Here is a 26,372-nt window from a genome sequence, read left to right as displayed (position 1 = left end):
AGCATTTGCGCCTGCTCGGTGAGAATTGACCTGGCATGTAACCGGGGATTTTCACACGAGGAACAATAACAATGACCAAGCTCGCAGCAATCAACGTCGAAACTGCACTGGCCCCTCGCTTTGGTCGAGGCTGGCACTGTGTGGGGGAGGCGGCAGACTTTCGTGATGGCCAACTGCACACATTGAACATCTTCGGCACGCGTTTGCTGGCCTTTGCCACTTCCAGCGGCCAGATCAGCGTGATCGATGCGCATTGCCCGCACATGGGCGCCGACCTTTCCCGCGGTACCCTGGTCAACGACCGTGTGGTCTGCCCCTTTCATCATTGGCAGTACGATGCCAGTGGCAAATGTGTCGAAATCCCTTACTGCAAGCGCATTCCGCCAAAAGCCAAGACCCGCAGTTGGCTGACCTGTGAAGAGAACAAGCTGCTGTTCGTCTGGAACAACCCCGAGGGCAACGCCCCGGCACAGACCGTGGTGATTCCGCATCTGCCGGAGCAGGACAGCGACGACTGGCTGCAGGACTGGCACATGGACAAGCTGGTCATCGAGACCAACCCCCGCGAACTGGTCGACAACCTGGCGGACGCCCAGCATTTTGGGCCGGTGCACTTCACCCCAACCAAGTACTTCGCCAACGTCTTCGAAGGCCACATTGCCCAGCAGATTTTCCATGGTGACTCAGAACAGCTGGGCGGCGATTTGGTAGCAGAATCTGCCTACTACGGGCCAGCAACACATTTCACCCGCATGCGTGCGATGTTCGAGGGCATGGAGATTCACTCGATCCTGCTCAACTGCCACGTACCGATCAGTGGCAACAGCTTTGAACTGCGCTTTGGCTGCATGGTGAAGAAGATCGAGGGCTGGAGCGAGGAGCAGAACCGGGCCCTGGCTCAGGATTATGTGATGCGCACCCGCGACTCGTTCTACCAGGACGTGGACATCTGGGCGCACAAGATCCGCGTCAACAAGCCCGTACTGGCCGAAGGTGATGGCCCGGTCTACCAGCTGCGCGAGTGGTACGAGCAGTTCTTCATGGACGAAGCCAACGTGCCGGCGGCAATCGCGGAACGCAAAGAAATCATCACGGTCGATCACCGCTGATAAGCACCCGAGCAGGAATGCATGATGACCACGAGTGGGCAAAAAACATTGGCGATAATGCTCGCCGCCAGCTTCGCTTCGACAATTGGTGGCTTGCCGTTCAACACCTTGCCCATCCTGCTTGGCTCAATGGTCGACAGCCTAGGCTTCAGCGTCGAGCAGGTCGGCCTACTGGGTTCGGTGTGTTTCGCCGGCTACCTGCTCGGCACGCTGGTGGCGGTGGTACTGATCGACCGCTTGAACTGGCGTTTGCTGACCCTGGGCTGCGCCATCGGGGCAGCGCTGGCGTATTGGCTGTCGTCGCGGCTGCCGGCGATTGCCCAGCTGCCGTTGTGGGCGTTGATTGGCTTCTTCGCCGCGCTAATGACGTGCCTGGGCATGCGCATCATGGGCGAAATGGCCAACAAGGAACGTGCCCTGGGTTTACGCCTGGGCATTGAGCTGGGGGTGGTGGCTGCGGTGCTGTTTGCCTTGCCGTCGCTGGTGATCGCTTATTTTCACTACGCCGGTGCGGCCTGGATGCTCGCTTCGATCATTCTGCTGTTGAGCCTGAGCGCCTTTGCATTGCCGCGTCGCCAGGATTTCATCGGCAAAGGTCAAGCGCAGCAGGCGGGCTCTGTATTGTCACGTTTTCAATTTCCGCCGGCGGCCTATGCGGCGCTGGCGTTTTTCTTCCTGTTTGGTGCCGGGCAGATCGGCCTGTGGGCGTTTCTTGAGCGCCTGGGGCATGGTCTGGCGCTGCAACCGACCGAATTGGGCATTGTCTTCGCTGTGCTCAAGCTGCTCGGTGGTGCGGCGGCGCTGACGCTGGCTGCAGTTGGCGATCGCCTGGGCGTGCGCGTGCCGCACGTCATTGTGTTGCTGGTGCTCGGTACGGGTCTGTTGTTGCTGGGCAACGCCGATGGTTTCTTGATGTACGCCGCGGGTGCCTGGGTCTGGGAGGTGGGCTTCACGTGGGGGTGCATCTATCAGACGGCCGCCATTGCTCGCCTGGACCATAGCGGCCGCTCGATCATGCTGATTCCGGGAGCCTTTGCCTTGAGTTCGATAGCCGGGCCGGCGCTGGCCGGGCAACTGCTGGGCGAGGGCTATGGCACGTTGCTGTGGATTGCCGGTGGCTGCGCAGTGATTCCGGTACTGGCGTTTACCTGCTTGCTGGCACGCCGCCTCGACGCTGGCGCTGCCGGGCCTGCACAGGTTGTGGTGCAGGCCTGACAGGCTCAGGCGTAGGCAGATTGCTCGGTGACTACGGTGAGGTGACGGTAGGTGCGCCAGAGCAGGATGACGGCGATGAAGATGGTGCAAGTGACCAGCAGCAAGGCGTAGCGCAACGACTCTGCACCGAACGTGGGTATCAGGGCGTCGCTGAGCAGCCCGGTTACCAATGGACCAATACCCACGCCGCACAACGTCGTGACGATAGTCTGCAGGGCCACGGCAGTCGCGCGGCGCTGGGCGGGTATCAGTTGGGTCAACAGCGAGAACGATGGGCCTACCCACCAGACCGAGAAGAAACTGGCGAGTGCGCACCAGAGCATGGCGCTGGGCACCGGAACGGCGCCAACATACAGGAGAATCTCCTGCGGCCAGAGCAGGTAAGTGACCAGTGCACTTGTTCCCAGTACATGGCCGATGACCGGAATACCGATTTGCCAATGCGGGTTCTTCACCGCCAGGTGATCGGTCAGCCAGCCGCTGAACAAGGCGCCGAGCCCGGCGCAGGTGCCGCCCACCACGCCAGCAAGGATGCCGGCATATTGCAGGGGCAGATCATGCGAGCGCACGAGGAAACTGGCATTCCACATGGCATAGGCGTAGGCGCTGAAGGTGGTGATCCCACAGGCCAGCACCAGGCAACGATAGGCGGGCAGGGCCAGCAGTTCACGGGCGTTGTCGAGCAAGCGCTGCTTGGCTGGGGCCGCGTGGCTGTGAGTGAGGTCGAAGCGTCCGCGTGGCGGTTCGCGCATCACCAGGGCAAATACGGCACTGATGACCAGGGCAGGCACGGCGACGGCGAAAAATGCGCTGCGCCAGCCGTATTGATCAACGGCCCAGGCGCCGACACTAAGGGCGATAATCGTCGAAAACGTCGGCGCGGCGGTGTAGCAACTGATGGCAAACGAGCGCCGATGGGGTGGGTAGATGTCGGCGATGATCGACATCGATGCCGACGTAGTGGGCGACTCGAATACCGCCACCGCCATACGCGCGATGACCAGCATGGCAAAGCTGGTAGACAAGCCGCAAGCCACCGTGGCCAAGGCCCACAGCAAGCTGGTGACAGCCAGCAGGCGCGTGCGTGACAGGTGATCGGCCATGCGTCCGGCCTGCAGGCCGAGCAATACATAGACAGCGGCGAAGGCCAGGCCTGAAACCAGGCCCATTTCCGTATCGCTGGCGCCGAACTCCTGCTTGATCGGTTCGATCATAACCGCAATGATCTGCCGGCCGACAAAGCTGTCGGCGTACATCATTGCCAATAGAAACAACAAGCCGTGGCCGCGCCAGCCTGTAGGTTGAGCGTGCGTATTACTCATGGATGACTCCTGATAAAGCGGGCAGACTGCAAGCGCCTTTGGCGTATGCGCCAGTATTCCCAGCGCCAGGTGGCTTCACATCGTCTTAACGGACTAACGTTTTTGCGTCACTCGTCCACATGGACGACGCGGCCGCCGGAGCGCGAGGCTAGTTTCCGGTACAGGGCGTTGTGCAATGACGGCCATGGTGGGTACCGCGCAGTGGCGCTGGCCCTTGTTCAGTTGAGGAGGCATCAATGAGTTGTGCAATTTCTTCTGTCGACGATCTGTCGGCGCTGTTGCTTGAACAAAAAGCCGCATTCAACGCCCAGGGCGCCGTCCCGGCAGCGCTGCGTCGTGCGCGTATCCAGCGCGTGATCGATATGCTCGTGGCCCATCATCAGGCACTTGCCCAAGCCATGGACGCCGACTTTGGCGGTCGTCCCCAGGGTTTCTCGTTGATGAATGATGTGCTCGGCTCGCTAGGTTCGCTAAAGCACGCGCGCGATCACCTCGAAGGTTGGATGCAGGATGAGCCGCGGCCGGTCTTCAGCCCCTACGACCAGCTTGGCGCCGAGGCCTGGGTGATGTATCAGCCCAAGGGCACGGTGGGCATCCTGGGCACCTGGAACGCACCGCTGTACACCTTGCTCAGCCCGCTGGGCTCGGCGCTGGCGGCGGGCAACCGGGCAATTCTCAAACCATCGGAGGTGGTGCCACGTACCGCCGCGCTGGTGGCGCAGCTGATAACCGAGTGGTTCGACCCGCTTGAGGTGGGCGTGGTCACCGGCGGGGTAGAGCTGGCCCAGGCCTTTAGCGCGCAACCTTTCGATCACCTGGTGTTTACCGGCAGCACCGCGGTGGCCAAGTCGGTCATGCGCAACGCAGCACAAAACCTGGTGCCGGTCACCCTGGAACTGGGTGGCAAGTCTCCGGTCATCGTCGCCCGCAGCGCCGACCTGGCGACTGCCGCCTTTCGCATTGCGCTGTCGAAAACCACCAACAGTGGCCAAGTGTGTATCAACCCCGATGTGGTCTACGTGCCGCGTGAGCAACTGGAAAACTTTATCGATGCGTTCGCCAGCGCTTACCGCACCTTCATTCCAGAGGTGAGTGACAACCCCGATGTGGTCGCGGTGGTCAATCCCCAGCACCTGGCCCGGGTTGAAACCCTGGTTACCCAGGCAGAGCAAGCCGGTGCGCGGGTGTTGAGCGTGCCCTATGCGCAACCGGTCGATGCGCAAAACCGCCGGCGGCCGCTACAACTGGTGATCGACCCGGCGCCGGATAGCCTGATCATGCACGAGGAAATCTTCGGCCCGGCCATGGTGCTGCTGCCCTTTGATGAGGTCGACCAGGTCATTGCCCAGATCAACGGCCGCCCGCGGCCGCTGGCGCTTTATTACTTTGGCAACGACGCCGAGGAACAGCGCCATGTGCTGGAGCACACCCTGTCGGGTGGGGTAACGCTCAATGATGTGATGATGCACGCCGCGTTGCATGATGCACCGTTCGGCGGTATCGGCGGCTCGGGAATGGGCCACTACCACGGGCGCGAAGGGTTTCTCGAGTTCAGCCACATGCGCACCGTGCTCAGGGCACCCGAGCATGATCCGCGTGGCGAGTGGGGCTTGTTGCCGCCCTACAGCGAGCACTTCCTGGCAGCGATGGTGGCGCAGATCACCCCGGACTGACCGCGAGCGCGTTCGCAGGTCGAACGTGTCGAGATCACTATTACAATTAAAACGGAATTCAGTTCATGGAAAATAAAGCAGTGCCAGCAAATGATGCGGCGCCAGCCCCTGGCGCCGATGCTGCCGATGGCTGGCCGCGACGTCAGGTGCTCAAGGCGGGCGCGGTAGCGTTAGGGGTAGGGCTGTTGGGGCGCTTTACCGATGCGCACGCGGCGGGCGGGTTATCAGCCAGTGATTATCTGAGCCTGGATGCCTGGGCCATGGCCAAGGGGCTGCAAGCCGGTGATTTCAGTGCCGAAGACTTGCTGGCTGCGGCATTTGCCCGTTGCGACCTGGTCAACCCGAAGATCAATGCGGTCAACATGCGCCATGATGACTACGCCAGGGCGTTGCTGGCAGCCAGGCAAAAAGCGGGAACCCTGGCCCAGGGCACGCTGGCCGGGGTGCCGATCTTACTCAAGGACCTTAATACCTACCTGCAAGGCACCACTACCAGCAATGGCAGTCGGCTGTTCAAGGACGCGCCGCCTTCAAGCGTAACCAGCACCTTGATCCGCCGCTACGAAGCAGCCGGAGCGGTACCTTTCGGCAAGGCCACCAGCCCGGAGTTCGGCCTGACCACCACTACCGAGTCGCTGGCCTGGGGGCAAACACGCAATCCCTGGAACCTGGCGCTGAGCAGCGGTGGCTCGTCGGGAGGCTCTGCGGCGGCAGTGGCTGGCGGTATCGTGCCGGTTGCCCATGCCACTGACGGTGGCGGCTCGATTCGAATCCCGGCGTCCTATTGTGGTTTGGTCGGGCTCAAGCCGACACGCTACCGCACCCCGAGCGGGCCCGCGCGCCTGGAAGGCTCGTTTGGCGCCAGCGTGGCCAACGTGGTTTCGCACAGTGTGCGCGATACGGCGTTGTTCCTCGATGCCGGCCAGGGCCACGAGCCTGGAAGCCCCTACTGGACTAAGCCGCTGCTGCGGCCCTATGCCGAGGAACTGGGCCGCGATCCAGGTCGACTGCGGGTCGGCCTGGTGCGCGAGTCGCTGACCGGTGCTGCGCTGGACCCGGCGATTGCCAAGGTCCTCGACGAAACCGTCAAGCAGTTGCTCGGCCTGGGTCACGAGGTGGATGAACTGCGCCTGCCGATTCAGGCCCAGCAGTTGTTCGGCGCCCACGGTGTGGCAATCGGCAACTCGCTGCTGGTCACGGTCAATGATCGGGAAAAGGCCCTGGGCCGCACGTTGGCACCGCAGGACCTGGAGATCATCACCTTCGGTGTGCTGGAGCGCGCCGCCAAGGCCACGGGCGAGGGTGTGGTTCGTGCGCGACATGCCTTTGAAGACATCAGCATGGTGATGGAGCAGCAGTTCGAGCGCTTCGATGTGATCCTCTCACCGGTCACCGCCACGCTGACCCCGGCGCTGGGTGAGCTGTCGCTCAACCAGCCGTATGAGAACTATGCACGCAAGGCCATGGGCAGCGCGGCCTTCACTGTACTGGCTAACGTCAGTGGGCAGCCGGCGATTTCCTTGCCGCTGGGCATGAGTGACAACGGCCTGCCGGTGGGGATGATGTTCACCGCGCCCATGGGTGCAGAAGACGTGCTGCTGCGCCTGGCTTCGCAATTGGAGCAGGACCGTCCCTGGGCCGCCCGGCGCGCATCGATTTAAGCCTGTAACGGCGCCAGGGAAGGCGCCGTAGCGGTGTTCTCTAGTCCGCTTTGACGATGAATAATCGCCTGCCGCGTTCGATCATCAAGCCAGCCTCGCGCAACCGCGCAACGAGATTGGGAGAACGAACGGATGGACAGCATGCGAGTAAAAACACCGGAAGAAATCGAACTGCTTGAACATGCCCGGCGCCTGGTGCCAGCCCTTAAAAGCCGCACTGCGCGCGCTGATCGTGATTTCCGCGTGCCGGACGAAACGATCTGCGAGTTGCAAGAGACCGGCTTGTTGCGCGCCCTGCAGCCGCGTGCGTTTGGCGGCTACGAGGTAGACCCACGAACCTTCTTCGAAATCCAGACGATCCTCGCCGAAGGCTGTATGTCCACGGCGTGGATCTATGGCGTGATGGGTGTGCATCCCTGGCAGTTGGCGCGCTACCCGATCGAAGCCCAGCGCGATGTTTGGGGCCCGGACAACGCCACGCTGATTTCCTCCACCTACATGCCTGTGGCCAAGGTTACCGTGGTCGAAGGTGGCTATCGCATCAGTGGCCGCTGGGGCTTTTCCAGCGGCAGCGAACACTGCCAATGGTGCTTCCTCGGCGGTGTGCTGCCGGCCGATGACGAGTTTGCAGCCGAGCATGGCACCTTCCTGATCCCGCGCAGCGACTACCGTATCGAACACAACTGGGACGTGCTGGGCTTGCGAGGCACCGGCAGCCACGACATTGTCGTCGAGGATGTGTTTGTGCCGGCGCACCGCGTGCAGCGCACCAACAACCCCATGCCTGAAGCCACTCCGGGGCGCCTGGTCAACACCAACCCAATCTATGCCATTCCCTTTGCCCAGGTGTTTACCCGTGCCGTTTCCACCTCGGCCATCGGTGCCTTGCAGGGCGCGATCAACGAATTTCGCGCCAACGCTGCGGCGCACGTCGGCAAGCACGGGATGAAAACTGCAGATGATCCGGTGGCACAGATCACCGTGGCAGAGGCAACCATCATCGTCGACAGCTTGAAGCTTGTGCTCGAGCGCAACTACGCGCACCTGATGGAACTGGCCACGGCGGGCGAGTACCCGGATGTTGAAACACGCCTGTTGTACCGCTACCAGTCCTCGTATGTGACCAACGTCTGCGCCGAGAAAGTCAGCGAACTGCTGCGCTGCATGGCCGCTTCCGGGCTCTACAGCAGCAACCCGGTTGCGCGCCTGTTCCGTGACCTGCACCAGGCGCGTGGGCATATCGCCAACAACTTCATGGCGTTCGGTCGCAGCCTTGGCGCTGTGCAGTTGGGCCTGCCTAACCCTGATCCGTACGTCTGAGCCATGCCCGGGCCTGTCTGAAGGCCCGGGGTTGCTTACCTCGCGCGGCATGCCGGGGTACTTTCGATCACAGCCAAGGCACAATAACAATGACAGCTAAAGCTCAGTCAACTTCCCACTACGACGTGATTGTGGTCGGCTCCGGCGCAGGTGCAATGACCTCGGCGCTGTTTGCTGCCGAGCAGGGTCTATCAGTACTGGTTGTCGAGAAAAGCGACAAATTCGGCGGCACGTCGGCGATTTCCGGTGGTGGTATCTGGATTCCCAACAACCACTATTTTGCCGCCAAGGGCGGGCGTGACAGCTTCGAGCTGGCCCTGCAGTACCTCAAGGCGGCGACCGGTGAACATGGCGATGAACCACGCTTGCGCGCCTACCTTGAACACGCGCCGCAGATGATCCGGGCCCTGGAAGAGAACAGTCACGTACGTTATGCCGTGGCGCACAAGTACCCCGACTACTACCCGCAACTGCCAGGCTCTCTGGCGGGCGGACGCACCCTGGACCCGGAGCTGTTCGACACCGGCCTGCTCGGTGATGAACTCGCCAATCTGCGCACGCCGTCGCCATCGACCCTGTTGATGGGGCGTATCGCCTGGACCGCCCGCCATGCGCACAAAGCCATGTCGCGCTCGTTCGGCTGGCGCCTGCTGATTCTCGGCCTGATGTTGCGTTACAAACTGGATTTCAAATGGCGCCGCAAGGGCCGCCGTGACCGTCGTGCCGCCCTGGGCAGTGCCTTGGTCGCGTCGCTGCGTCGCTCGTTGATGGACCGCAAGGTGCCGCTGTGGTTGAACACCGATTTTCAGGCGCTGCTGACTGATAACGGCCGCGTCACCGGGGTGCAGGTCAGCCGTGACGGGCAGCCCCAGCAACTGCATGCTCGTCGCGCGGTGATCTTCGGCTCCGGGGGCTTTGAGCAGAACCAGGCCTTGCGCGAGCGCTTTTTGCCGCAGCCGACGGCGCGCGACTGGAGCGCCACGCCACCGGGCAACAACACTGGTGCCGCGCTGCAGGCCGGGATGGAGCTGGGGGCAGCCACCGCCCTGATGGATTGGGCCTGGTGGGCGCCGACCATTGCCGTGCCCGGCGAAGAGAAACCGCGCGGGGTGTTTGCCGAGCGGGCGTTCCCCGGCGCCATCGTGGTCAACAGCCTGGGACGGCGTTTCGTCAACGAGGCGGCGCCGTACCTGGAATTTGTCGATGCTATGTACCGCGATAACCACGGCAGCGGTGGCCAGTCGATTCCGGCCTGGGTGATCTTCGACGCGCGCTTTCGCTTCAACTACGCCATGGGTCCATTGATGCCGGCCCAGGTCATGCCAGACAGCCGCCTGCGCAAGGAATGGCTCAATACCCTGTACTTCAAGGCTGACAGCCTGCCGGCGCTGGCCGCGCAGATCGGCGTCGACAGTGCCGGGCTGGAGCAGACCGTCAAGCGCATGAACGAATACGCCCGTACCGGTATCGATACCGAATTCGGCAGGGGCGGCAATGTGTTCGACCGTTACTACGGCGACAGCAACGTCAAACCCAACCCCTGCCTGGCGCCGCTCGGCAAGGGACCGTTCTATGCGATGCGCCTGGACGCCGGCGACATCGGCACCAAGGGCGGGCTGTTGACCAACGAACATGCCCAGGTGGTCAGCGAAACCGGCGAGGCCATCCCAGGCCTGTATGCCATCGGCAACTGCTCGGCATCGGTGATGGGCACCAGTTATCCCGGTGCGGGCGGGACCCTTGGCCCGGCCATGACGTTCGGGTACATCGCGGCCAATCACATTGCCGCCAATCGGTGAGGATCTGTCATGTCAGCCGCTGCCACTGCAAGCCTGGATTACCTGACCCTGCGCGTGACCCGCGTGATCGAAGAAACCGCCGACAGCCGCTCGCTGGAATTTGAAGTGCCCGATGCGCTGGTTGAGCGCTTTCGCTATCGACCCGGGCAGTTCCTGACCCTGCGCGTGCCGCACCAGGAGGCCTGGTTGCCGCGCTGCTACTCGCTGTCGAGTACGCCACTGCTCGACGAGCCGTTGCGGGTCACGATCAAACGGGTCCGTGATGGCCGTGCCTCTAACTGGTTGTGCGACGCCGTGCAGGCGGGGGACAACCTGCAAGTGTTGGTGCCGGCCGGGGTGTTTGTGCCGCGCCAATTGGACACCGACTTGCTGCTGTTCGGGGGTGGCAGCGGTGTTACCCCGGTGCTGTCGATTCTGCGTTCGGCGCTGCTGGCCGGAAGCGGGCGAATTCTGCTGATCTACGCCAACCGCGATGAAGCGTCGGTGATCTTTCGCGATCAACTCAAGGCCCTGGCCGCGGCGCATCCGCAGCGCCTGCAAGTGATTCATTGGCTCGACTCGGTCCAGGGCATCCCGACGGTGAGTCAGTTGGCCGAACTGGCGCGTCCATTCGCCAGCGCCGAGGCGTTTATCTGCGGCCCGGGGCCGTTTATGGAGGCTGCCGTTGACGCGCTGCAAACCCTGGGCATGCCCGGTAAGCAGGTACACGTCGAGCGCTTCGTTTCCCTGCCCGAAGAGGGCGAGGTCAAGGCGCTGCCGGCCGTCGACACCAGCGGCCCTGGCAGCCAGCTTTCGGTGCGCCTGGATGGTGAAGAGTTCGAGGTGCCGTGCGCCAAAGGCGAAACGCTGCTCGATGCCATGCGCCGAGCGGGCCTGCAACCCCCCAGCTCATGCCTGGTGGGGTCATGCGCCACCTGCATGTGCACGGTCGAAAGCGGCGAGGTGCAGATGCTGCGCAACGAAGCCCTCGATCAGCAGGAAATTGACCAGGGCTGGACGCTGGCTTGCCAGTCGCTGGCCCGTAGCGAGCACCTGCGCGTGCTCTTTCCCGAATAATCCGATTGCCGAGTTTGTCACTATGACTGCATGTACCGCTTCACTGGGCACCTTGCATGCCTGGAACCCGCTGCCGTTGTCGATTCCCGCTTTGTTGTTCGCCAGTGCCGAACGCTTTGCCGGTCGGGCCGCTATCGAACAAGACGGCATTGTCACTGATTACCAGGCGTTGCCAGGGTTGGCGCTGGGGGTATGCCGTAGCCTGATGGCACTGGGGATCGAGGCGGGCGACCGGGTGGCGATCTGGGCACCGAACTGCCGTGACTGGGTGATAGCTGCGTTGGGCGTGCATTGCGCCGGAGCGGTGCTGGTACCGATCAACACGCGCATGAAAGGCGCCGAAGTGGCCGATATTCTCACGCGCAGCCAGGCCCGTGTACTGCTGATGCAGGGCGCGTTTCTGGGCTTGGACTATCAGGCGATGTTGGCGCCGTTGCGCCCGGCGAGCCTCGAACAGTTGGTGCTGTTCGGCCAGGGGCAGCCACAACAGGCAACGGACCTGGACTGGGCGACGTTCCTGGCCAAGGGCGGGGCGGTCAGTGAGGTATACGCCCGCCAGCGCGCAGAGGAGGTTAGCGCCGAGGACCTGTCCGATCTGCTGTTTACCTCCGGTACCACCGGCAAGCCCAAGGGGGTGATGAGCGCCCACGGCCAGAACCTGCGCGCCTTCAACGAATATGTGCGGGTGATTGGCCTGCAGCCCGGTGATCGCTACCTGATCATCAACCCGTTTTTCCATGCCTTTGGCTACAAGGCCGGCTGGCTGACCTGCCTGCTGGCGGGCGCTACCATCCTGCCGCATGCGGTGTTCGATGCCGAGGCGGTGTTCCAGCGCATTGCCGCCGAGCGTATCAGTGTGCTGCCGGGCCCGCCGACCCTGTACCTATCGATGCTGGCGCACCCGCGCCTGGCTGAAACCGACCTGTCGAGTCTGCGTATTGCCGTAACCGGCTCATCGACCATTCCTCCCGTGCTGATCGAGCGCATGCGCCGCGAGCTGGGCCTGAAAGTCGTTACCACCGCCTACGGCCTGACCGAGTGTGGTGGCCTGGCGACCATCTGCAACCCGGATGACCCTGCCGATATCATCGCTGCGACCAGTGGCCGGGCCATCGCCGGTACCGAGGTGTGCATCCGCACCCGCGACAACCAGCCTGTCGCCGCGGGTGAATCCGGAGAAATCTGCCTGCGTGGCTTTCACGTCATGCGCGGTTATTTCAATGACCCCGAGGCCACGGCGCAGGCCATCGATGCCGAGGGTTGGCTGCACACCGGCGACATCGGCAACCTGGATGCACAGGGCAACCTGAAGATCACCGACCGGCTCAAGGACATGTTCATCGTCGGTGGTTTCAACTGTTACCCGGCAGAAATCGAGGCGGGCCTGATAGAACACCCAGCCATTGCCCAGGTGGCGGTGATCGGTGTTGCCGATGAGCGCATGGGCGAGGTGGGCTGTGCCTGCGTGGTCCTGCGCAGCGGCCAACAACTGGACGAGCCGGCACTGATCGCCTGGGCCCGGGAACGCATGGCCAATTACAAAGTGCCGCGCCACGTACGGTTTTTCCAGGCGTTGCCGGTGAATGCTTCGAACAAAGTGGTGAAAAGTGAATTGCGTCAGGCCGTTTTCATCGTCCATTCAGACGAAGTTGCCGAGCGCGTTTCTCCTTAGAGTGACCCCAATACAAGCATGAGGAACGTGCCATGAGTGGTCATTCGCAGCTGGATTACAACGGCAAGGTAGTACTGGTCACCGGCGGCACTAAAGGGATCGGCGCAGGAATTGCCCGCAGCTTTCTTGCAGCCGGCGCCACGGTGATCGTGTGTGGGCGCAACGCGCCAGAGCAATTGCCAGGTGTTGGCGCTGCGCAGGCGGCGTTTATCGCCGCCGATGTGCGCGACCCGGACTCCTTGCAAGGCCTGTTTGACAGCATCCAACACGAGTACGGCCGCCTTGATGTACTGATCAACAATGCCGGTGGTAGCCCGTCGGCCGACGCCGGCAGTGCCTCGCCACGGTTTCACGAAGGCATTATCCGCCTCAACCTGATTGCCCCGCTCAACGTTGCCCAGCACGCCAATCGGCTGATGCAGGCGCAGGCCGGCGGCGGTTGCATTGTCTTTATCGGCAGCATCAGCGCGCTGCGCGCCTCGCCCGGCACCGCAGCCTACGGCGCGGCCAAAGCCGGGGTACTGGCCCTGGTGCAGTCGCTGGCGGTCGAATGGGCGCCGAAGGTGCGGGTGGTGGCCGTCAGCCCTGGCCTGGTGCGCACCGAGCTTGCCCATCTGCACTACGGCGACGAAGCCGGTATCGCCGCAGTCAGCGCGGGTATTCCGGCCGGGCGCATGGCCACCCCTGAAGACATCGGCAATGCCTGTTTATACATCGCTTCCTCACAGGCGTCCTACGCCAGCGGTTGCAACCTGTTGCTCCATGGTGGCGGTGAACGCCCGGCTTATCTCAGCGCAGCGCAGGTTGCGCCGCACTGATCGACCCACGTTGGCGTTGCTACCGCGGGCGCCACTTTGAACACGCAGGAGACTCTCTTGGCTGATCCAGAATTGCTATCCAAAGTACGCGCCCTGGTTGGGCGCCAATACGGTCGCGTGAACGCCTGGGACGAAGTCAACGCGCCAATGATTCGCCAGTGGTGCGAAGTCATCGGCCTTGAAAACCCGCTATACACCGATCCCTTGGCAGCCGCCAACAGCTGTAACGACGGCATCATTGCACCGCCGCCAATGCTGCAGATCTGGTGCATGGAAGGCTTTCACATCAACAACTATGCACCGGGCTCGACCACCGAGAACCCTTATGAAGTGCTCACGCTGATCGAAAGCTACGGCTATCCGTCGGTGGTGGCGGTGAACTCGGAGCTGACCTTCGAACGCAACCTGCGCCTGGGCGAGAAGCTTTACTACACCACGCGCCTGGAATCGGTCGGCGATGAGAAGACCACGGGCCTGGGCACTGGCTTCTTCGTCACCCTGGTCATGAGCTACTTCTCGCAACTGGCGAGCGGCGACGAGAAGGTCGGCGAGCTGTTGTTCCGGGTGTTCAAGTTCAAACCGGCCAACGTCGAGAAACGCGAGGCCACGCCGCAAGCCGAAGCCGGCGCAGCCCCGGTGGCCAAGCGTCCAGCCCCGGGTATCAGCGATGACACGCGTTTTTTCTGGGAAGGCTGCCAGCAGGGCAAGTTGTTGATCCAGCGCTGCACCGAGTGCGCCACGTTGCGTCATCCACCGGCGCCAGTGTGCATGGAATGTCATTCGTTCGACTGGGACACCCTGCAAGCCAGCGGCAAGGGCAAGCTGTATTCCTTTGTGGTGATGCATTACCCGCAGGTGGCGCCGTTCGACCATCCCAACCCGATCGGTTTGATCGAGCTCGATGAAGGTGTGCGCCTGATTGCAGGCCTGGCCGGGGTCAAGCGTGAAGACATAAACATTGGTCAGCGGGTGCAGGTCGAGTTCCAGACCTTCGACGACGACCTGGCGTTGCCGTTGTTTCGGCCGTCGGCAGAGTAGGGGGCGGTTATGGACTTTGAACTCAATGAAGATCAGCGCGCCATTGCCGAAATGGCCGGCAGCCTGATGAGCGACTTTTGCACCGACGAGTACCTGCGCGACTGGGATCTTTCCGGGCAGGCCTATATGCAGCAATTGTGGGCCAGCTGTGTGGAGACCGGGCTGCACGCCCTGGCCATTCCCGAGGCGGCGGGTGGCAGCGGCCTGGGCATGATCGAGCTGATGCAGATCCTTGATGCCCAAGGCGGCGCTCTGGCGCAAGTACCGCTGTGGCGTCACCAATTGGCGGCAGCAACCTTGGCGCAGTTTGGTGGTGCGGCAGTGGCCCCGTGGGTTGAACGGGCCGTCGCGGCGACGGGGTTGTTGACCCTTTCCCTCGATGGCTTGACCAACGTGCGCGGCATCGAACTGCACGCCAGCCCCGAGGCGGACGGTTGGCGCCTGAACGGACGTATCGCAGCGTTGGCCCTGGCCGAACAGTCAAACGCTGCACTGGTATTGGCCCAGGTCGCAGGACAGCCACGGCTGGTACTGGTCGATTTGCAGCAGGCCGGTATCAGTAGCGTGCCTGGGGTCATGACCCATGGCGAAGCGCTTGCAGACCTGCGTGTGGAGGGGATCATGCTCAGCAGCGATCACGTGCTGCCTGGCACGGCGCTGGACTGGTTGGCTCCGCGTGCGATTGCAGCCCTGGCGTCGTTGCAGTTGGGCGTCAGTGCCGAGCAGGTGCACCGCACGGTTGCTTACGTGAGTGAGCGCCAGCAGTTCAACCGCAGTATCGGCAGCTTCCAGGCCGTGCAAATGAGCATGGCCGACACCCATGTGCAGCTTGAAGTACTGCGCAGTGCCCTGTGGCAACTGTGCTATCGCCTCGACGCCGGGCTGCCAGCGCCTTCCGAGGCCCTGGCCACTGCGTACCTGGCGTGCGAAGCCGGCCACCGCATTGGTCACACCGCACAGCATGTGCACGGCGGTATTGGCGTTGACCTTTCATACCCAATCCATCGGTTCCTGTATTGGAGCCGGGCACTGAGCAGTGCATTGGGAGGATCGTCGGCGATCCTGGAACGTCTCGGCGACTGGCTGAGCGATAACGACACCTTGGGATGGAAATATGACCTCGATGAACACCAAGCGCTTTGAAGACGTACGCTCTGGCGAACAACTGCCCGAGCTGACCATTGCGATCACTGTCGGCTTGATCGCTGGTGGCGCGATTGCCACCCGCGACTACTTCCCCGGCCACCATGACCTGGAGGCTGCACGGGAACTGGGTTCGCCGCATATTTTCATGAACATCCTCACCACCAATGGTCTGGTACAGCGCTTCATCGAGCAATGGAGCGGCCCGCAGGTGCAGTTCCGTGCGCTGAAAATCAAGCTGGGCGCACCGAACTACCCCGGTGACAGCATGACGTTCAGTGGCGAAGTTACCCATCAGGATGCCGCTACGCGCAGCCTGGAAGTGGCCCTGAAGGGCAAAAATTCCATGGGCAACCACGTGACCGGCACGGTCACGCTGGTTCTGCCCTGACCCGCGGGAGACAGCATAAATGACGAATTCGTCGATTTCCGGGCGCGCCGCCATTGTCGGCTTGGGCGCGACCGAGTTTTCCAAGAACTCCGGGCGCACCGAATTGCGCCTGGCCATGGAAGCGACCCTGGCAGCGCTCAAGGACGCCGGGATCGATCCCTCCGAGGTCGAGGGATTCAGTTCCTATTCGGTCGACAAAGTCCCCGAGTATGAAATTGCCCGTCTGTTGGGCTGCAAGGACGTCAAGTTCTTCTCCCAGGTGCCGCACGGTGGCGGCGCCGCCTGCGGGCCGGTCATGCACGCGGCAATGGCAGTGGCCACCGGCGTTGCCAAGGTGGTGGTGGTTTATCGGGCCATGAACGAACGCTCCTGGTACCGCTTTGGCACCGGCAGCTATGGTTTTGCCTCGACGCCGACCTTTGAGAACGTCAACTACGGCTGGTACATGCCCCACGGCTTTCACACACCGGCAGCCTGGGTCGGCATGTTCGCCCAGCGCTACATGCACACCTACGGTGCAACCTCGGAAGACTTCGGTCGGGTCGCGGTAGCGGTTCGCGACTTTGCCGCCACCAACCCCCAGGCCTTTTTCTACGGCAAGCCGATCACCCTTGAAGAGCACCAGGCGTCACGCTGGATCTGTGAGCCCCTGCACTTGCTCGACTGCTGCCAGGAATCCGATGGCGCGGTAGCGATGGTTATTACCTCGGCAGAACGTGCCAGGGACTTGCGGCAAAAGCCGGTGATCATCAAGGCTGGCGCCCAGGGCATTGCGGCCGGGCAGCAGGTGATGACCTCGTTCTACCGTGACGACATCACCGGGCTGCCGGAGATGGGTGTGGTCGCCAAAGAGCTGTACAGTCAGTCGCGTCTGGGCCCGGATGACTTGCAGACCGCAATTATCTACGACCACTTCACGCCCTTTGTACTGCCGCAACTCGAAGAGTTCGGCTTTGCCAAACGCGGCGAAGCCAAGGACTTCATTCGTGCCGGGCACCATGCCCGTGGCGGCAAGCTGCCGATCAACACCCATGGCGGCCAGTTGGGCGAAGCCTACATCCACGGGATGAACGGCATCGCCGAAGCTGTCCGCCAGGTGCGGGGTACGGCGGTCAACCAGGTGCAGAGTGTGGAAAACGTGCTGGTCACTGCCGGAACCGGCGTGCCTACCAGCGGCCTGATTCTCGGCGCGGTATAAGGAGCGTCCAATGTTCGTCGATCTTACCCCCGAACAGCGTGCGCTCAGGCTCAAGGTCCGGGATTACTTCCAGAACCTGATGACCCCTGAGCTACGCGAGAAAATGCGTGGCACCGAAGACGGTGAACTGTTTCGCCGTACCATCGCCCAGATCGGTCGCGATGGCTGGCTGGCGGTTGGCTGGCCCAAGGCCTATGGCGGTCAGGGCTATGCCGCCACCGAGCAACTGATCTTCTTCGAAGAAGCCAACATTGCCGGCGCGCCGCTGCCGTTCGTGACAATCAGCACCGTGGGTCCGGCGTTGATGGCGCACGGCTCGACCCTGCAGAAAGAGAAGTTCTTGCCCGGGATTGCTGCCGGTGAGATCAACTTTGCCATCGGTTACTCCGAAGCCAGCGCCGGTAGCGACCTGGCAGTGCTGAAAACCAGTGCCCGTGAAGATGCCGATGGTTTCCTGGTCAACGGCAGCAAGCTGTGGACGTCGGGTGCCGATTCGGCCGATTACATCTGGCTGGCAGCGCGTACCGACCCCGAACAGGCGCGGCACAAGGGCATTTCGATCCTGATTCTCGATACCCAGGCCGAAGGCTTTTCCAGCACCCTGATTCCGACCTCCGGAAACCCCACTGCCGCGACGTATTACGATAATGTGCGTGTGCCACGGGATATGCTGGTGGGCGAACTGCACGGTGGCTGGAAACTCATCACCGCGCAGCTCAACCATGAGCGCCTGGGCTTGGGTGCCTGGTCTGACAAAGTGGTGAGTCTGTTCAGCAGGGTGTATTTGTGGGCACGCTGCGCCGATGAGCAGGGTCATCGCGCCACTGACCATGCCTGGGTGCGCCGCGACCTGGCCGAATGTTACGCCCGGCTTGAAGCCATGCGCCTGATCAACTTTCGCATCGCCGCCGACCTGGAACGTGACCGTGTCGACGTGGCGCTGGCCTCGACGACCAAGGTCTACGGCTCGGAATCGGCGATCGAGATCCTGCGCAAGCTGTCGGCCATTCTGGGCGCCAGCGGCTTGACCCGCGCAGGTTCCGCAGCCGCTTATTTGCTTGGCGAGCTGGAGTATGAAGTACGGGCGTCGGTAAACCTGACCTTTGGCGGCGGCACCAACGAAATCCAGCGCGAATTGATCGCCCAGTTTGGCCTGGGTATGCCGCGCACGCAGCGCTGAGTCACCTTGTACCCTTGAAGCGAATAACAATAACGTCCCTTTCAGGTGAACGAATGAGTGCAATCGAGCAATTCAGGCAAGCGACGCGTGATTGGCTGGAGGCCAATTGCCCGCCGTCACTGCGCAGCGCCACTCCCGACGGCGAGATGGTCTGGGGTGGCCGCCATGTAGAGTTTCCCAGCGATGACGCTCGCCTGTGGTTCGAGCGCCTGCGCGACAAAGGTTGGTTCTGCCCGCAATGGCCCAGCGAGTACGGCGGTGGCGGGCTGAGCGCCGAGTACAACGCGGTGCTGGAAAGCGAGTTGCGCCGGCTCAAGTGTCGGCCGGCGCAGATCAACCTGGGTATCTGGATGTTGGGCCCGGTGCTGCTCGAATTTGGTAGCGAAGCGCAGAAGCAAACGCTGTTGCCGCCAATGTGCCGGGGAGAGATACGCTGGTGCCAGGGCTTTTCCGAGCCCAACGCTGGTTCCGACCTTGCCAGCCTCAAGACCTCGGCGGTTATCGATGGCGACGATTTCGTGGTCAACGGCACCAAGATCTGGACCTCCTACGGCGACAAGTCCGACTGGATGTACGCCTTGGTGCGCACCGACCCCAGCGCACCCAAGCACCTGGGCATCAGCCTGATCGTGCTGGACATGAAAAGCCCGGGCATCAGCGTCTCGCCGATCGACTTGATCAGCGGCAAGTCGGCCTTTTGCCAAGTGTTCTTCGATAACGTGCGCGTTCCGCAAAGCCAGTTGATCGGCCCCCTCAACGGTGGCTGGAACCTGGGCAAGAGCCTGCTGCAGCATGAACGCAAGGCCATGTCCAAGTTTGGCGAATTCAGCCTGCCGTCGCACTTTCACCTGTTGCCGCTGATCGAGCGCTACCTGCCAGACAGCCAGTCGCCTTGCGACGTGGCCTTGCGCGCCCGCGCCCAGGCCTGCGCAATGAATGAACATGCCTACAACCTTACCGTTCAGCGCATGGGCGAGGAGGCCAGGGCCGGGCTCGATACCAGTGCGATCATGGCGATCATGAAACTGGTGCACACCGAGCAGGAGCGCGACAAGTTCGAGATTCTCCTCGATGCCCTGGGCTATCGCGCTCTGGGCCTTGAAGGCGAGCCGTTCAGCAGCCAGGAACTGGCAATTACCCGTGGCTGGCTCAACAGCTATGCCCTGACCATTTCCGGCGGTTCATCGGAAGTGCAGTTGAATGTCATCGCCAAGCGGGTCTTGAACCTGCCGAGTGTGTAAGGGGAGTTTGATCATGAGTCTTGTGTATAGCGAAGAGCAGCGCCTGTTGGCGGACAGCGCCCGTGAGTTTTTGGCCGCGCGCAGCCCTGTAGCGGCGCAGCGGCGCCTGCGAGACGAAGCCTGCGCTGGTGGTTACGACACCTCGTTGTGGCAGGAAGCGGTGGGCCTGGGTTGGAGCGCTATTCCATTTCCCGAAGCGTTCGGCGGGCTGGATTTCGGTTGCATGGGCCTGGGGCCGATTTTCGAAGCCATGGGCAGAAACCTGTCGGCGTCACCCTTGTTATCCAGTGTGGTGCTCGGTGGTTCGCTGATGCACCTGGCAGGCTCGCAGGCGCAGCAGGATCAGTGGCTGACGGCTCTGATCAGTGGCGAACAGCGCCTGGCCCTGGCCGTGGATGAAAAGCCGCGACATGCACCGCTGCAAACGGCATTGACGGCCAAAGCCGAAGCCGGTGGTTATCGTCTGGACGGCGAAAAGTTCTTCGTCGTTGATGGCTTGGAGGCCAATGCCTATCTGGTGGCTGCGCGTACCAGCGGTAGCGCCGGGGACGAACAAGGCATCAGCTTGTTCCTGGTACCGGCGAATACGCCCGGTCTTGAAGTCAATGCGTTGTCGTTGATCGACTCACGTAACTGCGCGCGGCTGCGCTTGAATGCGCTGCAGGTGGGCAGTGAAGCCCTGCTGGGCACTGTGGGTGCGGCCTGGGCCGCCCTGGACGAGGCGCTGGACCGTGGCCGCGCCTGCCTGGCCGCAGAGTTGCTTGGCGCCGGCGAGAAGCTGTTCGCCATGACCCTGGAATACCTCAAGACCCGCGTGCAGTTCGACGTACCGATTGGCTCGTTCCAGACCCTGCAACACCGCGCCGCGCGCTTGCACGTGGAATTGCAACTGGCGCGCAGCGCTGTCATGGCCGCATTGGCGGCGCTCGACGACAGCACCCTGAGCGCCGCCGAACGTGGGCGTAGGGTCAGCCTGGGTAAATGGAAAGCGGGTGAGGTGGCTGCTCAGATCAGCAATGAAGCGGTGCAGATGCATGGCGGTATCGGCGTAACCGATGAGCTGGATGTCGGTCTGTACCTCAAGCGAATTCGCGTGGCCCAGGCGTGCCTTGGCGACAGTGACTTCCACTGCGCGCGCTATGGCGCTTTCGCGTCTTTGGAGAAATGAACAATGAAGCTGGAACAGTGGCGCAATGCCTGGCAGCAGTTGATTGGCCCCGGATCGCCTTTTGAAGTGGTTACGCCTCCCGACAGTAGCCCGCGCTACTTTCGCCATGCCTGCGCGAACCTGCTCGAGGCCATCGATGCAGGCCGCGTGCATGGCGAGCGCGAGTTCCTGATCTGGGAGCAGCAACGGCTGACGTTTGCTGACTTTTTTGATCAGGTCGACCGTCTGGCCGGGCAACTGTCACAACGCTTTGGCGTGAAACAGGGCGACCGGGTTGCAATCGCCATGCGCAATCAGCCCGCCTGGCTGGTGGCTTTTGTCGCCGTGCAACGCTGCGGTGCGGTGTGTGTGCCGCTCAACAGCTGGGGCCTGCGTGATGAATTGTTTCATGGCCTGCAGGACAGCGGCGCGCAGGTGCTGGTCTGCGACCAGCAGCGCTTGCAGTTGTTGGCGGACGATTTGCTCGGTGAGCGCTTGCTCAGTATCGTGGTCGGCGCGCAAGCCGGGCTGATGCTGGCGTCCAACTGCCAGCGTTTCGAAACCCTGGTCGAGGCGCCGGCATTGGCGCTGCCTGCCATTTCCATCGGCCCTGACGACCCGGCACTGATTCTCTACACCTCGGGCACCACCAGCCGTGCCAAGGGTGTGTTGTCCAGCCACCGGGCCATTTGCCAGGCCCTGACAGCGCTGGAGTTCCAGTCGGCGTTTTGCGCTGTCAGCTCCCCGGAGCGTATCCAGGCGGTGATCGACAGCGGGCTGGCGCCGACCAACCTGATGGCGGTGCCGCTGTTTCATGTCAGCGGTCTACACGCGCAGTTCTTGCTGGCCTTGCGCAGCGGCCGGCGTTTGCTGTTGATGTACAAGTGGGACGTGGACAAGGCCTTCGACCTGATTCGCGATGAGCGCTGCACCCAGTTCAACGGTGCACCGGTGATGATGCAGCAATTGCTGGGTTCGCCACGCTTTGACAGCGCCGACAGCGACAGCCTTTACGGACTGGGACTGGGCGGTGCATTGGCGTCCAGCCGCCTGCTGGCACAAATCAGCAAGCGCAAACCCAAGGCAATTGGAGGCAGTGGCTACGGATTGACAGAAAGCAACGGCATCGGTGCGGCGGTGGGTGGCGATCAGTTCGTCTACAAGCCCGACTCGGTGGGCTGGCCGCTGCCGATCGTCGATGTGTGTATTGGGCCGGACCCCAAGTCCCCGTTACCAGTTGGGCACAGTGGCTTGATCTGGTTGCGCTCGTCAACCCTGATGAACGCCTATTGGCGCTTGCCTCAGGCCAGTGCTGAAACCTTGCAGGACGGTTGGCTGGACACCGGCGACATTGGCATGCTCGACGACGAGGGCTTTCTCTATATCACCGACCGAGCCAAGGATCTGATCAACCGGGCGGGAGAAAAGATATCGGCCAGCGAAGTGGAGTCGTGTATTTGCGAAATGCCTGGCGTGATCGAGGCTGCCGCGTTTGCCCTGGAAGATGAGGAACTGGGTGAACGCATGGTGCTGGTGTTGCGCAGCGAGCAGCATCCGGCACCCACGCAGGAGCAGGTCTGTGCCTTCATTGGCCAGCGTCTGGCGGCCTACAAGGTGCCGGCCGATGTTCACACCCGTCGCGAACCATTGCCGCGCAATGCCTCGGGCAAATTGATCAAGGCTCAGCTTAAAGATTTGTTGATCACAATCTGACTGATTAGTCTTTCCGGACGATGTTCTCCCCAGCAGATCAGGAACAATGGAGTACCCCAGTAGTCCTGGTCTGCGAAGGAGCCAATCGATGAGAACAACAACAAAAGGCGTGATGTTCGTAGCTGCAGTGGCCGTCAATGTCGGCCTGCAAGGCAGCGCATTTGCGCAAGTTTCGCCTGAAGAGGCTGCCAAACTCGGCAAGGAACTTACCTGCGTCGGTGCCGAGAGAGCCGGCAACGCCGAGGGCACTATCCCGCCGTTCACCGGCAAGTACTTGGGTGAAGTGCCGGGTTGGAATCATGTGAAGTTTTCTGGCGATCAGCCGGTTGACCCGTACGCTGACGAGAAGCCGATTCTGGTCATTACCGCGCAGAACATGAGCCAATATGAAAAGCACCTGACCGATGGTCAGAAGGCATTGCTCAAGCGCTATCCGACCACATACAAAATGAACATCTACCCCGGCCATCGTGATTTCCGTTACCCGGACTATGTCTGCGAGCGGGCGATGAAAAACGCCTTGAGCGCCAAGCTGGTAGACGACGGCATGGGTGTCGAAGGGATCGGCCAGGTGCCGTTCCCGATTCCGAAGAACGGCATGGAACTGCTGTGGAACCATCAACTGCCTGCGCGTGCCTACACCGAAGAAAAAATCAGCGACCTGGCGTCGGTACTGCCTAACGGCAGCATTGGCTGGGGCAGGGCGCATGCGCGCAACCTGTCGCAAGCCAACTCCCCGACAGTCGAGCCCAAGACCGAAAACTCGATCCAGGCCATGAGCTGGAACACCACCCTCAAGCCGGTGCGTGACAACGGTGTGGTGAGTATTTCACAGGAACCTTACAACTTTCTCACCAACCCACGTCAGGCCTGGAGCTACAGCCCCTCTACCCGGCGTGTGCGGCAGTTGCCGGGCTACGGCTATGATCAGCCGATGATTGGTACCAACGGCACCATGACCGTGGATGAAGACCGGCTTTACAATGGCTCGCCGGAGCGCTTTGACTGGACCTTGATCGGCAAGCGTGAAGTCTACGTACCGGCCAACGCCTTCAAGCCCAACAGCGGTGATCTCAAGTACGCGGCCATCCTCACCCCCAACCATCCCAACCCTGACTACATGCGCTATGAACTGCGTCGGGTGTGGGTGCTGGAGGCGAAGTTGAAAGAGGGCTACCGCCATGTCTACGGCAAGCGTGTGCTGTTCATTGACGAAGACACCTGGAACGCGGTGGCTGCTGACAACTACGACAGCCGTGGGGCGTTGTGGAAGCATGCGATGATCAACTACTACTACCACCCGGACATGAGCGGCTGGCAGGCCGGTTCGCAGTTCTTCATGGACTTGAACTCGGGGCAGTACACCGGCTATGCAATGACCAACGAATCGAAGAAGGGGCCGATTCTCAACGAATCGAAATTCACCCCGGACATGTACACCGCCGATGCGGCCCGGGCGATGGGGCGTTAACCCTGGCAGCAGCCTGAAGCTAAAAAACCCCAGATGAGAATCTGGGTTTTTTTTTGTCCGCGGTTTTGCGCTCAGGCTTCGCGAGCGGCGCGATTGCCAGCGGCGATGGCGCCTTCGATGTAACCCAGGCTCTGGCAGTCACCGATGCTGACAACCTTGAGCCCGGCACTGCTCAGCGCATCGGCCAGGGTGGTGTCCGGTGTTGCGCCGCTGGCCAGTACCACTGAGTCGCCCTGCACATCGCCAGCCTCACCTTCAGCGGTTTGGTAGCGGACGCGGTTGCCCTCGATGGCGGTGACGGTGACGCCAGTCAGCAGTTGTCCGCCATGCACGCGAATGCCATGCAGCACACGCCAGCGGCGCACAATTGCCAGTTCCCCGCCCAGGTGGCTGGAGCTCTCCAGCACACATACCTGGCGCCCGCGAGCGATCAAAAATTCGGCCAGTTCCAGCCCCACCAGCCCGCCGCCGACAATGGTCACACGCTTGCCCAACGGCATCCACACGCGCGACAGCTTCTGGATGGCTTCGGTGCTGTCGGTAACGCCGATCAAATTGCCGGCCTTCATCATGGTGCGCTGGGTCAGCGACAGTTTGCGCTTGGCGATTTCCTCGGCGCGGTCACCGGTCATCAGGCGCCGCAGTTCATCGCCACTCCAGACGTGGTTCTGCTCGGCGCCGGGGATGTTCGGTGCAGCGCGTTGCGCGCCCGTGGCAACGATTACCTGGTCGACGTCAAGGTCACGCAACAAGGCTGCGTCTACGCTCGTCTGCAGGCGGACATCGATGGGCAGTTGTTCTACCTGGTAGAGCAGGTTGTCGAGCAGACGACCGTTTTCGGGGTAGGCCAGAGCGGCAAAGAACAAGGTGCCGCCCAAACGATCACTGCGTTCAAACAGGGTCACCCGATGGCCACGCAGGACGGCGACGCGCGCCGCTTCAAGACCTGCCGGGCCACCGCCGATCACCGCCACATGCTGCGCAGCCACCACTGGCGTGATGACGCGTTCGCTCTCATGGCCGGTTTGAGGGTTGACCGCGCATTTGACGCGCTGGTTGATGAATATCTGGCTGACGCACACGTAGCAATAAATACACGGGCGGATCGCCTGCAATTGACCGGATGCCAGCTTGTTCGGCAATTGCGGGTCGGCCAGCAGTTTGCGTCCCATGGCGATGAAGTCGCAGTGGTTGGCGGCAATCGCGTTTTCGCCCGCTTGCGGTTCGATACGTCCGACGGCAATCACCGGAATGCTTACGCACTGTTTGATCGCCCCAGTCCACTCGAGAAAGGCGCCCGGCTTTTGCACCAGTGGCGCCTCAGTGAAGGCCACGCCACTGGTGATAGCGGCGTAGGCCGAAACGCTGACCGCGTCGGCCCCGGCCGTTTCGGCCAGGCGGGCTACAGCTTTGGCATCCTCAAGGGTAATGCCGCCGGGGGTAAACAGCTCTTCGGCATCCAGGCGCAGCCACACGCCAAAACCTGGACCTACGCGCGCGCGAACCGCAGCCAATACCTCCAGCAACAAGCGCGCACGGTTTTCCAGTGAGCCGCCGTAGGCATCGTCACGCTTGTTGTAATACGACGAGAGAAATCCGGCGATGATGTAGTTGTGCGCGGCATGGATCTCGACTCCATCGAAACCGGCGCGCTGCGCCCGCTCGGCGGCCGCGGCAAACCATTCGATCATCTGGGCGATGTCGTCCTGGTCCATGACGCGCATTTCGATTCCGCCTTTGCGCCCGCGCACTGCACTGACGAAAGAGCTGAGTTCTTCGGGGGTCAAGGCCTGCATCATGTCCGAACTGCTGGCGGGTGGAATCGACGGCACCCACAGCGGTCGGCCTGCGGCCATGTCGCGGATGGCATTTTTGCCAGCATGCTGCAATTGCATGGCGATCTTCGCACCGTGCTTGTGCACGCGCTCGGCCAGGCGGCTCAGGCCGGGGATGAACTCGTCGGATGAGACCCCTACCTGGTAGGGTTCGGCGGTACCGGAGGGAAAGGCGATGGCGCACACACCCATGATCAACATGCCGGCGCCACCTTCGGCGCGCGCTTCATAGTAGGCCTGGATACGTTCGCCACAATGGCCATCGGCCTCGGCAAAGTTGGAGCCCATGGGCGCCATGATGATGCGATTGCGCAGTTGGATCGGGCCAATGCGGCCAGGGGCAAGCAAGTGGGACAGTTTTGTCATTGTT

Annotated in this window: 20 protein-coding genes; 18 read left to right on the top strand and 2 right to left on the bottom strand. The window is 62.1% G+C overall.

Annotated elements, in window-relative coordinates; genetic code table 11:
- Nucleotides 1-71 precede the first annotated feature (71 nt).
- Together H8F21_RS03420 and H8F21_RS03415 are read left to right on the top strand one after the other, a co-directional pair.
- A complete protein-coding gene (locus tag H8F21_RS03420; protein ID WP_203541170.1) occupies nt 72-1,109 on the top strand; it encodes a Rieske 2Fe-2S domain-containing protein in 1,038 nt (345 codons plus the stop codon).
- 24 nt (nt 1,110-1,133) lie between these two features.
- Nucleotides 1,134-2,324 (top strand): MFS transporter, encoded by a 1,191-nt coding sequence (locus H8F21_RS03415; protein ID WP_203479370.1) that lies wholly within the window; start codon nt 1,134-1,136, stop codon nt 2,322-2,324.
- A gap of 5 nt (nt 2,325-2,329) precedes the next feature.
- Here H8F21_RS03415 and H8F21_RS03410 read toward each other — a convergent pair whose 3' ends face one another.
- Nucleotides 2,330-3,646, bottom strand: a complete 1,317-nt coding sequence (locus H8F21_RS03410) for a spinster family MFS transporter (RefSeq protein ID WP_203584060.1) — start codon at nt 3,644-3,646, stop codon at nt 2,330-2,332.
- 236 nt (nt 3,647-3,882) lie between these two features.
- Between H8F21_RS03410 and H8F21_RS03405 the strand changes: the two genes are divergently transcribed.
- The 16 genes from H8F21_RS03405 (at nt 3,883) to H8F21_RS03330 (ending at nt 24,167) form a co-directional block, all read left to right on the top strand.
- Nucleotides 3,883-5,319: a coniferyl aldehyde dehydrogenase gene (locus H8F21_RS03405; RefSeq protein ID WP_203584059.1), complete on the top strand. Its 1,437-nt coding sequence runs from the start codon at nt 3,883-3,885 to the stop codon at nt 5,317-5,319.
- A gap of 65 nt (nt 5,320-5,384) precedes the next feature.
- Complete coding sequence (locus tag H8F21_RS03400; RefSeq protein WP_203584058.1) at nt 5,385-6,980, top strand: amidase; 1,596 nt, start codon at nt 5,385-5,387, stop codon at nt 6,978-6,980.
- A 132-nt stretch (nt 6,981-7,112) separates the two neighbouring features.
- Nucleotides 7,113-8,300, top strand: a complete 1,188-nt coding sequence (locus tag H8F21_RS03395) for an acyl-CoA dehydrogenase family protein (RefSeq protein ID WP_203541174.1) — start codon at nt 7,113-7,115, stop codon at nt 8,298-8,300.
- A gap of 89 nt (nt 8,301-8,389) precedes the next feature.
- The gene (locus H8F21_RS03390; RefSeq protein WP_203479247.1) at nt 8,390-10,099 is read left to right on the top strand and encodes an FAD-dependent oxidoreductase; all 1,710 of its coding nucleotides are present in this window, start codon (nt 8,390-8,392) and stop codon (nt 10,097-10,099) included.
- 9 nt (nt 10,100-10,108) lie between these two features.
- Nucleotides 10,109-11,155, top strand: a complete 1,047-nt coding sequence (locus tag H8F21_RS03385; protein WP_203541176.1) for a ferredoxin--NADP reductase — start codon at nt 10,109-10,111, stop codon at nt 11,153-11,155.
- 22 nt (nt 11,156-11,177) lie between these two features.
- Nucleotides 11,178-12,827 carry a FadD3 family acyl-CoA ligase gene (locus H8F21_RS03380; protein WP_203584057.1) on the top strand — a complete coding sequence of 550 codons (1,650 nt, stop codon included), beginning with the start codon at nt 11,178-11,180 and terminating at the stop codon, nt 12,825-12,827.
- A gap of 32 nt (nt 12,828-12,859) precedes the next feature.
- Nucleotides 12,860-13,645 carry an SDR family oxidoreductase gene (locus H8F21_RS03375; protein ID WP_203584056.1) on the top strand — a complete coding sequence of 262 codons (786 nt, stop codon included), beginning with the start codon at nt 12,860-12,862 and terminating at the stop codon, nt 13,643-13,645.
- A gap of 57 nt (nt 13,646-13,702) precedes the next feature.
- Nucleotides 13,703-14,683, top strand: coding sequence for a bifunctional MaoC family dehydratase N-terminal/OB-fold nucleic acid binding domain-containing protein (locus H8F21_RS03370; RefSeq protein WP_203584055.1), 981 nt, complete (start codon nt 13,703-13,705; stop codon nt 14,681-14,683).
- Between the two features lie 9 nt (nt 14,684-14,692).
- Complete coding sequence (locus H8F21_RS03365) at nt 14,693-15,826, top strand: acyl-CoA dehydrogenase family protein (protein ID WP_203584054.1); 1,134 nt, start codon at nt 14,693-14,695, stop codon at nt 15,824-15,826.
- Nucleotides 15,798-16,217: a MaoC family dehydratase gene (locus H8F21_RS03360; protein WP_136476225.1), complete on the top strand. Its 420-nt coding sequence runs from the start codon at nt 15,798-15,800 to the stop codon at nt 16,215-16,217. Before H8F21_RS03365 ends, H8F21_RS03360 begins: the two co-directional genes overlap by 29 nt.
- A gap of 19 nt (nt 16,218-16,236) precedes the next feature.
- Nucleotides 16,237-17,415, top strand: a complete 1,179-nt coding sequence (locus tag H8F21_RS03355) for a lipid-transfer protein (RefSeq protein ID WP_203584053.1) — start codon at nt 16,237-16,239, stop codon at nt 17,413-17,415.
- Nucleotides 17,416-17,425: 10 nt separating this feature from the next.
- Nucleotides 17,426-18,595, top strand: coding sequence for an acyl-CoA dehydrogenase family protein (locus H8F21_RS03350; protein ID WP_203584052.1), 1,170 nt, complete (start codon nt 17,426-17,428; stop codon nt 18,593-18,595).
- Between the two features lie 53 nt (nt 18,596-18,648).
- Nucleotides 18,649-19,836, top strand: a complete 1,188-nt coding sequence (locus tag H8F21_RS03345) for an acyl-CoA dehydrogenase family protein (protein ID WP_203584051.1) — start codon at nt 18,649-18,651, stop codon at nt 19,834-19,836.
- A 13-nt stretch (nt 19,837-19,849) separates the two neighbouring features.
- Entirely contained in the window at nt 19,850-21,004 is a 1,155-nt protein-coding gene (locus H8F21_RS03340) for an acyl-CoA dehydrogenase family protein (RefSeq protein WP_203584050.1), read from the top strand.
- Between the two features lie 3 nt (nt 21,005-21,007).
- On the top strand, nt 21,008-22,696 hold the full coding sequence (locus H8F21_RS03335; protein ID WP_203584049.1) for a class I adenylate-forming enzyme family protein: 1,689 nt from the start codon (nt 21,008-21,010) through the stop codon (nt 22,694-22,696).
- A gap of 112 nt (nt 22,697-22,808) precedes the next feature.
- Entirely contained in the window at nt 22,809-24,167 is a 1,359-nt protein-coding gene (locus H8F21_RS03330) for a DUF1329 domain-containing protein (protein ID WP_203584078.1), read from the top strand.
- Nucleotides 24,168-24,238: 71 nt separating this feature from the next.
- Here H8F21_RS03330 and H8F21_RS03325 read toward each other — a convergent pair whose 3' ends face one another.
- Nucleotides 24,239-26,368 carry an oxidoreductase gene (locus tag H8F21_RS03325; RefSeq protein ID WP_203584048.1) on the bottom strand — a complete coding sequence of 710 codons (2,130 nt, stop codon included), beginning with the start codon at nt 26,366-26,368 and terminating at the stop codon, nt 24,239-24,241.
- Nucleotides 26,369-26,372: the final 4 nt, after the last annotated feature.

Source organism: Pseudomonas arcuscaelestis (genome assembly GCF_016881005.1).
Classification (GTDB): domain Bacteria; phylum Pseudomonadota; class Gammaproteobacteria; order Pseudomonadales; family Pseudomonadaceae; genus Aquipseudomonas; species Aquipseudomonas arcuscaelestis.
Note: the sequence above shows the minus strand (reverse complement) of the source record. Positions and strands in the feature narration are given on the sequence as shown.

Bases quoted from the DNA above. Each gene is read 5' to 3' on its own strand.
- H8F21_RS03420 (WP_203541170.1), top strand. From the start codon at position 72: ATGACCAAGCTCGCAGCAATCAACGTCGAAACTGCACTGGCCCCTCGC.
- H8F21_RS03415 (WP_203479370.1), top strand. From the start codon at position 1,134: ATGACCACGAGTGGGCAAAAAACATTGGCGATAATGCTCGCCGCCAGC.
- H8F21_RS03410 (WP_203584060.1), bottom strand. From the start codon at position 3,646: ATGAGTAATACGCACGCTCAACCTACAGGCTGGCGCGGCCACGGCTTG.
- H8F21_RS03405 (WP_203584059.1), top strand. From the start codon at position 3,883: ATGAGTTGTGCAATTTCTTCTGTCGACGATCTGTCGGCGCTGTTGCTT.
- H8F21_RS03400 (WP_203584058.1), top strand. From the start codon at position 5,385: ATGGAAAATAAAGCAGTGCCAGCAAATGATGCGGCGCCAGCCCCTGGC.
- H8F21_RS03395 (WP_203541174.1), top strand. From the start codon at position 7,113: ATGGACAGCATGCGAGTAAAAACACCGGAAGAAATCGAACTGCTTGAA.
- H8F21_RS03390 (WP_203479247.1), top strand. From the start codon at position 8,390: ATGACAGCTAAAGCTCAGTCAACTTCCCACTACGACGTGATTGTGGTC.
- H8F21_RS03385 (WP_203541176.1), top strand. From the start codon at position 10,109: ATGTCAGCCGCTGCCACTGCAAGCCTGGATTACCTGACCCTGCGCGTG.
- H8F21_RS03380 (WP_203584057.1), top strand. From the start codon at position 11,178: ATGACTGCATGTACCGCTTCACTGGGCACCTTGCATGCCTGGAACCCG.
- H8F21_RS03375 (WP_203584056.1), top strand. From the start codon at position 12,860: ATGAGTGGTCATTCGCAGCTGGATTACAACGGCAAGGTAGTACTGGTC.
- H8F21_RS03365 (WP_203584054.1), top strand. From the start codon at position 14,693: ATGGACTTTGAACTCAATGAAGATCAGCGCGCCATTGCCGAAATGGCC.
- H8F21_RS03360 (WP_136476225.1), top strand. From the start codon at position 15,798: ATGACCTCGATGAACACCAAGCGCTTTGAAGACGTACGCTCTGGCGAA.
- H8F21_RS03355 (WP_203584053.1), top strand. From the start codon at position 16,237: ATGACGAATTCGTCGATTTCCGGGCGCGCCGCCATTGTCGGCTTGGGC.
- H8F21_RS03350 (WP_203584052.1), top strand. From the start codon at position 17,426: ATGTTCGTCGATCTTACCCCCGAACAGCGTGCGCTCAGGCTCAAGGTC.
- H8F21_RS03345 (WP_203584051.1), top strand. From the start codon at position 18,649: ATGAGTGCAATCGAGCAATTCAGGCAAGCGACGCGTGATTGGCTGGAG.
- H8F21_RS03340 (WP_203584050.1), top strand. From the start codon at position 19,850: ATGAGTCTTGTGTATAGCGAAGAGCAGCGCCTGTTGGCGGACAGCGCC.
- H8F21_RS03335 (WP_203584049.1), top strand. From the start codon at position 21,008: ATGAAGCTGGAACAGTGGCGCAATGCCTGGCAGCAGTTGATTGGCCCC.
- H8F21_RS03330 (WP_203584078.1), top strand. From the start codon at position 22,809: ATGTTCGTAGCTGCAGTGGCCGTCAATGTCGGCCTGCAAGGCAGCGCA.
- H8F21_RS03325 (WP_203584048.1), bottom strand. From the start codon at position 26,368: ATGACAAAACTGTCCCACTTGCTTGCCCCTGGCCGCATTGGCCCGATC.